Annotated in this window: 9 protein-coding genes; 2 read left to right on the plus strand and 7 right to left on the minus strand. The window is 38.5% G+C overall.

The window, feature by feature from the left end; genetic code table 11:
• The 7 genes from MOK21_RS21600 to MOK21_RS21625 form a co-directional block, all read right to left on the minus strand.
• Positions 1-1,869 carry an ABC transporter permease gene (locus tag MOK21_RS21600; protein ID WP_249076020.1) on the minus strand — a complete coding sequence of 623 codons (1,869 nt, stop codon included), beginning with the start codon at positions 1,867-1,869 and terminating at the stop codon, positions 1-3.
• Positions 1,856-2,623 carry an ABC transporter ATP-binding protein gene (locus MOK21_RS21605; RefSeq protein ID WP_249076021.1) on the minus strand — a complete coding sequence of 256 codons (768 nt, stop codon included), beginning with the start codon at positions 2,621-2,623 and terminating at the stop codon, positions 1,856-1,858. The genes MOK21_RS21600 and MOK21_RS21605 overlap by 14 nt, the downstream gene beginning before the upstream one ends.
• Positions 2,624-2,940: 317 nt before the next feature.
• Complete coding sequence (locus MOK21_RS21610; RefSeq protein WP_249076022.1) at positions 2,941-3,414, minus strand: glutathione peroxidase; 474 nt, start codon at positions 3,412-3,414, stop codon at positions 2,941-2,943.
• Positions 3,415-3,431: 17 nt separating this feature from the next.
• Positions 3,432-4,766 (minus strand): FAD-dependent oxidoreductase, encoded by a 1,335-nt coding sequence (locus tag MOK21_RS21615; protein ID WP_249076023.1) that lies wholly within the window; start codon positions 4,764-4,766, stop codon positions 3,432-3,434.
• Positions 4,767-4,779: 13 nt separating this feature from the next.
• Positions 4,780-5,925, minus strand: coding sequence for a VanZ family protein (locus tag MOK21_RS21620; RefSeq protein WP_249076024.1), 1,146 nt, complete (start codon positions 5,923-5,925; stop codon positions 4,780-4,782).
• A 31-nt stretch (positions 5,926-5,956) separates the two neighbouring features.
• A complete protein-coding gene (locus tag MOK21_RS23840) occupies positions 5,957-6,085 on the minus strand; it encodes a hypothetical protein (RefSeq protein WP_283164849.1) in 129 nt (42 codons plus the stop codon).
• A 309-nt stretch (positions 6,086-6,394) separates the two neighbouring features.
• On the minus strand, positions 6,395-6,682 hold the full coding sequence (locus MOK21_RS21625) for a DUF6509 family protein (RefSeq protein WP_249076025.1): 288 nt from the start codon (positions 6,680-6,682) through the stop codon (positions 6,395-6,397).
• 167 nt (positions 6,683-6,849) lie between these two features.
• On the opposite strand from MOK21_RS21625, the gene MOK21_RS21630 reads away from it, so the two are divergent.
• Entirely contained in the window at positions 6,850-8,034 is a 1,185-nt protein-coding gene (locus MOK21_RS21630) for an alanyl-tRNA editing protein (protein WP_249076026.1), read from the plus strand.
• 381 nt (positions 8,035-8,415) lie between these two features.
• Positions 8,416-8,597: hypothetical protein (locus MOK21_RS21635; protein ID WP_249076027.1), on the plus strand; the 182-nt coding region annotated here is incomplete at its 3' end.

The raw sequence follows: 8,597 nt of genomic DNA on the forward strand, positions 1-8,597 counted from the left end.
TTAATTCCCCTGTCTAATAATTTTATAGAATGAACGAACTGTAAAGATATAATATATGCCATAAATTGCTGAATAAGCAATCATCCACAGTATGACGGGTTTAGTTATATCCATACTAAATAACTGTGAAAAAGCTAGTAGCGCAAATGCACTATGTGCGATACCAACAACGAGTGGTGCACTAAAGATAACGGCAACCTGTCCTGCAACTGTTTTTAATATTTGTTTTTTGTTAACACCAATTTTATTTAAAATTGCATATTTTGACTGATCTTCCTCTGCCTCTGTTAAAACTTTGAAGTAAATAATACTTCCTGTCGCTGCTAAAAATACTAATCCTAAAAAGCTTCCTACAAACAATAGTGATCCGACAGTAGCTAAACCATCCTCATAACTTTGCGGAACACTTGAGAATCCATCCTGCTGTTCCTTAGATAGTTGTTTATATATTTCCTTTGAAACAGCCTGTTGCTTCAAGTCATTATCCATACCAACTACCTGCATTTTAACATCTTCTGCATTTGTTGCAGTGAACACTTTATCATTCACAACGAGAACTGTCCCAGCTGGAATAAAGTTTAATACACTCTCTGTATACATTTTATCAACATAGAATGATTCCCCGTTCTCTAATTTAAACTCTTCACCCGTAAAATCATGCGAGAAACGTTCATCAAAGCTTGCATCAAGTAAAACTGTTGAACCATCTGCAATGTGTAGTTCTTCCTCTTTCCCCTGCAATTTTGCTAAACGATTATAATCGGATTCCTTTAATAATGTATATTCAAAAAACGAATATTCATTATCCACACGTAAATTTTTCACAGAAAGCGACTCGTTGTACAAAACGTCCTCTTGAGAAAATTTTACCGCATCGCCCTTCCACATAAATGTGTTAGGTAGCATATGACGTACGCTGGCTTCTGCATTGTAATACATTCCGAAAACGCCGCCACCAGCTGTGATTGTTGTCGCACTTAAAATAGCGATGATCGAAAGCGATTTAGCATTTGCTCGAATACGGTACAATAATTGTGATACACCAATTAAATTCAAGCCTTTCCATGACCAAGAAGTTGCTTTTTTCAACGCCGTTAACACAAATACGCTAACGCTATGGAATAATAGGTATGTCCCTGCAATCGTTACACCTATAACCATTAGTGGAGTACCTAGCACTGTGAAAAATCGCCAAATCTTGCTCGTAAATATATCTTCAGACGCTGTATAATAACCAAATGCAATTAGCGCTGTCCCAAGAATAGCTGCTAATAATGATGCACGTGGAATTTTCTCTCCTTGCTTCTCAGCATGGAACAGATCAATCAATTTAAATTGATAGATGACACGATAGCCTTGTAAAGATGTGAATAAAAATAGTAACGCAAAAATCCATGTTGTATTTACTAGAGCCTCAGGGGAGAATGTTAAACTTCCTACAACCTCAAAGCCCATTAAACGTACTAAAATCATTAATAACCCTTGTGACATAAAGAATCCAAGAACAATCCCTAATACTAGCGAAACAAGCCCAATTACTAAATTCTCGAAAAAGAGCATTAAGCCGATTTTCTGCTTACGCACACCTAATAGCGAGTAAAGGGCTACTTCCTTTTTTCGTTTTTTCATAAAAAACGAATTGGAATACGCCATAAAGATGACGATAAAGAATAATAACACCACAGATGATCCACTCATCAGTCCTTTAATTTGCTGTGAAAACTGTTTTGAAGCTAAAAGATCATCATTATATTTCAATGTCACAAACGTAAAGTAGATGACGATACTAAAAACCATTGAAGCAATATATAAAAAGTAGTTCGACAAATTACGTTGAATATTTTTTCGCGCTAAACTAAATAACGTCATTTACTCCACCTCCGATGCCAGCAAGCACCTGTAAAATCTCTTGGAAAAATTGCTTTCTAGTTTGAGTACCACGATGAATTTCCTTAGAAAGCTGTCCATCCTGAATAAATAGAATGCGCTGGCAGAAGCTTGCTGCGAATGCATCATGCGTAACCATCATAATCGTGGCCGCTTGTGAATTATTCAGATCACTTAAACTTTCAAGCAAGTCTGTTGCTGATTTTGAATCTAGTGCACCTGTCGGCTCATCCGCAAAGATTAATTTCGGCTCTGTAACCAACGCACGTGATGATGCTGTACGTTGCTTTTGCCCACCAGAAATTTGATATGGATATTTATCGAGTAACTCTTTTATTCCAAATAGTGAAGCTATACGGTCTACCCTTGCGTTAATTGCCTTTGTTGGCACTTTTGCTATTGCAAGCGGCAGTACGATATTTTCACGAACTGTTAAAGAGTCAAGTAAGTTATAGTCTTGGAAGATAAAACCTAGGTTGTCACGACGAAAATCTGCTAACTCTGCATCCTTCATGCGTGCTAAATTTGTATCACCAATAATGATTTCACCAGTCGTTGGTGTATCAATTGTCGCTAACACATTTAATAGTGTCGATTTCCCAGCCCCCGAAGGTCCCATTACACCAACAAACTCTCCTTTTTCTACTTCAAATGATATATTCGATAGCGCTGTAAATGTATTTGCGCCTTTGCCGTAAGTTTTTTCTACATTTTGTACCTTTAATAATGGCGTCATAAACGCTCACCTCTTCTTTCTGACTTTAGTATACCCCTCCAAACTTACAGCAAATTTGTCGCAAGCTTACAACAACCTTAAATCAACTTATCCGCATGATATACGTTTTAGCAAAATGTCATCCAACTTTTGAGATTTATCACCCAACTTTTGAATTTTATCTACCAACTTTCATGTTTTATCTACCAACTTTTGAATTTTATCTACCAACTTTCATGTTTTATCCCCTAACTTCTGAATTTTATCGACATCTACCTTTCAAAGAGCAAAAAAGGATTCACACACGAAACTGTGCGTGAATCCTTCCTCTACCTTTATTATGCTAATACTTTTTTAATGTCATCCTCAAAGTTACTTGGCTTATCAGCTGAACCATAGCGTCCAACGACTTCACCATTACGATTCACAAGGAATTTTGTGAAATTCCACTTTATACTGTTGCCTAGAAAGCCTTTTGAATGAGATGTCAGATGCTCAAAGATGGGGTGTGCATCTTTACCATTGACCTTTACGATTTCATGCATCGGGAAAGTCACTCCATATGTCAAACGACATTGTGATGCTGCTTCCTCAGCAGTCGCAACTTCTTGCTTAAACTGATTGGATGGGAAGCCAAGAATAACAAGGCCTTCATCTTGATACTTTTTATATAGATCCTCTAATTCTTCAAACTGTGGTGTAAAACCACATTTGGAAGCCGTATTAACAATTAACATTGCCTTCCCCTTATAACGAGCTAAGCTATATTTAGTACCATCTTCTAGCGCAACTTGAATGTCGTAAATGCTCACTCTAATTACCCCCTATGTTATAAACGCCCATTTTTTCTGGCAATCTGCTGTAGAGGATCCCAAACACCATTGAATGGAGGGGCGTAGGCTAAATCTAAATCTAGTAAATCTGGTAAGGTCATTTTATTGTATAAAGCGGTCGCAAACACATCGATCCGTTTATCAATACCTGCAGGTCCAACAATTTGTGCCCCTAAAAGTTGTTGATCTCGTTTACGAACAACAATTTTAATAAACATTCGTTGAGCTCCAGGGTAATAGCCTGCAATATGGCGGGCAGATAATTTAAAGGCCTCATATTCAAAGCCTAGCTCTTTCGCCATACGCTCATTAATACCTGTCGTAGCGATTGTTAAATTGAAAAACTTTAAGATTGAAGTACCTACAATACCACGAAACGGCGCAGATTTGCCTGACATATTGAGTCCCGCTAAACGACCTTGCTTATTAGCTGTCGTGCCAAGAGGTATATAATCTAAACGTTCTTTCACAATATTAAAATGCGTTGCACAATCTCCTGCAGCATAAATATTTTCAACTGATGTCTCTAGATGTCGATTGACGATGACTGCACCATTTTTAGCTAGCGCTATGCCTGTACCCTCTAAAAATTGCGTATTGGGTTTAATTCCCGCAGCCATAATGACTAAATCTGTATCAAACGCGCCATTGTCCGTTAGCACACGTTCTACACGGTGATTGCCCTCAAACGCCTCTACCTTTGTATTCAGCACAAGCTCGATGTCGTTCTTTTTTGCTTCCTCATGAACATGTTGCGCAAGCTCTTCGTCTAAAATTCTTGCAACATAGCTTCCTCGTTGAATCAATCTTACTTTTTTACCGCAAGCATGTATCGTCTCGGCCATCTCTAACCCAATATAGCCTGCACCTATAATTGTTACATTTTCTATATCTGACGTTAAATCAGCAAGTAAATCCTCTAGCTGAGGTATTGTTTTCACAGTGTGTATACCTGAAAGATCCGATCCCTTCTTCACCGGCATAATAGGATCTGCACCTGTTGCAATAAGTAGCTTATCGTAAGGTATTTCAAATGTTTCCCCAGATGTCTGCGTTCCAAAAACAAGCTTCTTGTCTACATCAATTCCGTTAACCTCATGACCAACACGTGCATCAATATGATACTTATCACGAAACGTTTCTACATCTCTTGCTATAAGACGCTTTGTCGATGAAATACGTCCATCCACTACATAGGGCAAGCCACACTGCCCATATGAATAAATAAAGCCACGTTCTACAGATGTAATCTCTGCTCCTGGTACATTTCGATATATTTCCATTGCTGCTGACATGCCGGCAGCATCTCCCCCGATGATTACGTATTTCATCCAACAATCCCCCTTATTTTTTTCTCGTTGCTAATAAGCCTGCATAATGGTCCATATAAAAACGGCGTCTGCCTCCACTTACGATGACTCGTATTACATGAATAGCAATTACCATTATGAAAACGAGATTCGCCACAAAGGCGAGCAATGTAATGACAATTTGCAATAAATAAAATGGTGAATCCATATCTAATTTAATTTGGCCTACTATTGTTATAATCTCCGATGTACATACTACTACGAGAATGGCAATACAACGGCGCCAAGATTGACTAACAATACTTTTACCGTTTTCACTTACCATTGTAAATCGCATGAACTTCATCCCTAGCGTTGCACCCTTTGTAAAGCTTGGGACAATACCAAAGAGCAATATATATAAAGCCAATTTTACTAGAAACTCGAAAATACCACTATAGCCTGTTACGGCACTAACGAAAAACAACATGACTTGTGCGATAAATAGATCTATTGCTAGTGCTAACAAAATAGATACCGGCTTGACGATATCCTTTTCGACCATTTCTGCTGCTTTAGCCGCCACCTTTTCATGAGAAGGAAACAGCGCCCACACAACAGGAGCTAAAAAGAACCCTAATAGTGCACCAACACTGTTAAGTATTAAATCATCCACATCAAAAATTCGATATGCACAATTAAAGATGCCATAAATCCCAGTATATTGAGTTACTTCATAAAACAATGTTAGCAAAAAGCTAAATAGAAATGCACGCTTCCAGTACTCTCTTTTTTTAAGGAAATAACGCAAGTATACACCAAATGGCATGAGCAGTAAGAAGTTATAGAATGCCTGATAAAAAGCAGGTTGCTTTGGTATATAAATCCACGTAGATGGATTCGTCAGAACAATCCCACTATCCTTTAAAATATCCGTAACAAATTGAAAAGGATGTAAATTGTAATGGACTGTATCTGGGGCTTGCAAAGAGCAAGTATCACGTGTTTCCGGGAAAGGCAGTAACACTAAGCATAATGCCGATAAAAAGTAAAAAATAAATGAGAACATAATAATTGTTTTAGATACAGATAAGTAGCCATATTTCCGATACGTATAAATAAGCCAAGGTACAAAAAGCACAAAGGATGCGAAAATAGTTATTAAAAATGCTACCATGATAGAACTTGTATAAACTGACATAGAACACCTCTTCGTTTAAAAAATCGGCTCATCACCATAACGTGTGGTTGATTTCCGTTTCGGCTGGGCGCTTTGTTGTACCTGCCGCTTCGCTGTCGCTACAGAAAACATTTGTTGCTGTCGCTTCGCTTTCGCACAGAGCAGAGCTTCCTGGGGACATCCAGCCTCCACTCCAATTAACTATATAAATAGCATACGTTTAAAAAAATATTCCCCTAACTTTTAATGTTAAACTTAAAAATCCCCGTTTTCTAATTCCCAAATATAGTTTAACCTTTAAACAAAACACGAATATTTCATCAATCTTACATAATCCTTAATTAGTGATATAACGATAAAATTCCGCGTAGACTCCCAGGAAATTAGCAAGAGTACGCAAATGTAGCTCTTGCTTACCCATGGAAAGCAAAGCGGAATTTTACCAAATTAGAATATTAATTTTTGTTTGGAGGATTTTTACACGAGCATACTATGCTTTTGCCATTTCCTCTTTACAGAATGCTAAAATTTCCTCTAGCTCATCATCCTCTAATGCGAAGTCTAAATACTCACCTTCAGCTTTTTCCATGATGAAGTAATTTAAAATAAATGGCTCTTCACCTTTTTCAGCAATCAGTACACGAATCTCAATTCCTGCTTCATGATAAAGCTCATCCTCTTCATCAATCTCTACATCTAAAATAAATTCGTAACGCTTACCTTCAATAATGTTTGTTGGATCTAAAATTTCTTCCATTGAGAATTGTGTAATTTCCATTGTACGTCTCCTTTAAGTTAACCTGTTCTTATATATATTAAATCAAATTCAGCATGGGTCAAATAGAAAACTCGTATACACTCGAAAGTATTTATGCCACAATGAAATTAAAATAATTGAGAGATGTGTTTCTCTTAAAGTTACTCTACATATAAGGAGGCTTTTTCTTGAAAGAGCTATTGTATTATCAAGATGTTATGCTACGTGAATTTGATGCAACAATTGTCCATAAAGGCACCGATAAAGATGGCCGTCACTACGTAGTGCTATCAAATACTGCATTCTATCCAACAGGTGGTGGACAACCCCATGATACAGGAACTTTAAATGATATTGAGATCATTGAAGTCGAGAAGATTGATGATGAAATTCGTCATTATATACAGGGCGACCCTTCAAGTTTAGCTGGAGAAGTACATGGACAATTAAATTGGCAACGACGCTTTGATCATATGCAGCAACATGCAGGTCAACATATTTTAACAGCGGCCTTTGTCGAACTTTTTGATGCACCCACTGTGAGCTTCCATCTAGGTAGTGAGCAGGTCACAATTGATATTGCCGTAGATGCCCTAACGGAAGAGCAGCTTGTGGCAGCGGAAGCCCGTGCCAATGAAATTATTATAGAGAATCGTCCAATTGAAACGAAATGGATTACAGAAAAAGAACTTGAAAACTATAGCCTACGTAAGGAGGTAGCGGTCTCAGGCGATATTCGTCTTGTGATCATTCCTGATTTTGATTACAACGGTTGTGGTGGTACTCATCCAACATCAACAGGACAAGTCAGTGCAATAAAAATCCTTGGCACAGAAAAAATGAAAGGCAATATTCGCGTCTCCTTTGTCTGTGGTCACCGAGTTTTAGCGGAGCTTGCCATGCGAAAGAAAGTACTAGCTGACGTTGCAAGACAATTAAGTGTCCCTGAAGCTGAATCAGCTACAGCACTTACAAAAGTCTTAACAGCACAGAAAAATACAGAAAAAGCACTTGTGGCTGCAAAAGAAGAGCTGCTCAATTATGAAGCAAAAGCGCTAGTCTCCAGTAACAAACGTATTATGACTGCAGCCTTTACGCAGCGTACTATGCAAGAACTTCAAAAATTAGCAAAAACTGTAGTTACTACGCAGACAGAAGCTATCGTTTTACTAGTTTCAGAAAATGAAGACAAGCTTCAGTTTGTCGCAGCACGTGGTGCAAAAGTTGAGCAAAGTATGAAGGACATTGCTGCAAAAGCACTGCCACTCATTAACGGAAAAGGCGGCGGCAGTGATCAGATGGTACAAGGCGGTGGCGAGCGTATTATCTCTCCCAACCAACTATTTGAAGCTATGCAAAAAGTACTTAACTAACCTTTTAGATAATCAACCAAAAATAGGAGCCGTTCCATTACTGGAGCGGCTCCTTTATTCATTCATATCATCACGTGTTGCTCGTTTCCCTCCTATCGATGATTGTCCATAGACATTTGCTCAGCTGAAGTATTTGCTTCAACAGCCCCTATTTTTTATCCACATATTATCCACAACACATCCACAATTTAGGCCTATCAAAACGTAGGATGGTATTTTGTTAAACGTATTTTTTTATAAAACAGTTGATTGGAGTGGAGGCTGGTCGACTCCTTGGGGATTAGCTATATAGAGGAACGAAGGCTAAGAGCATCACATCCTGTGATAACGCCTTCGTGACCAACATCCTATTGGCCCGAGACCCCGGAGCGAGCAACGCGAGTGAAGCGGCTCAACGGACGCCCCCAGGAAGCTCTGCTCTGCGCGAAAGCGAAGCGTCAGCGGCAATGTTTTATCTGTGCGAAAGCGAAGCGACAGCAACAAATGTTTTCTGTAGCGAAAGCAAAGCGGCAGCTACAATTGTTTTATCTGTGCGAAAGCGAAGCGACAGCAACAAATGTTTT

This window comes from Lysinibacillus sp. BPa_S21, from assembly GCF_023337795.1.
GTDB lineage: Bacteria > Bacillota > Bacilli > Bacillales_A > Planococcaceae > Lysinibacillus.

What these genes read in the sequence shown, in the direction of transcription:
- MOK21_RS21600 (WP_249076020.1), bottom strand. Translation starts at nt 1,869, where the DNA reads ATGACGTTATTTAGTTTAGCGCGAAAAAATATTCAACGTAATTTGTCG.
- MOK21_RS23840 (WP_283164849.1), bottom strand. Translation starts at nt 6,085, where the DNA reads ATGTCCCCAGGAAGCTCTGCTCTGTGCGAAAGCGAAGCGACAGCAACA.
- MOK21_RS21620 (WP_249076024.1), bottom strand. Translation starts at nt 5,925, where the DNA reads ATGTCAGTTTATACAAGTTCTATCATGGTAGCATTTTTAATAACTATT.
- MOK21_RS21605 (WP_249076021.1), bottom strand. Translation starts at nt 2,623, where the DNA reads ATGACGCCATTATTAAAGGTACAAAATGTAGAAAAAACTTACGGCAAA.
- MOK21_RS21625 (WP_249076025.1), bottom strand. Translation starts at nt 6,682, where the DNA reads ATGGAAATTACACAATTCTCAATGGAAGAAATTTTAGATCCAACAAAC.
- MOK21_RS21615 (WP_249076023.1), bottom strand. Translation starts at nt 4,766, where the DNA reads ATGAAATACGTAATCATCGGGGGAGATGCTGCCGGCATGTCAGCAGCA.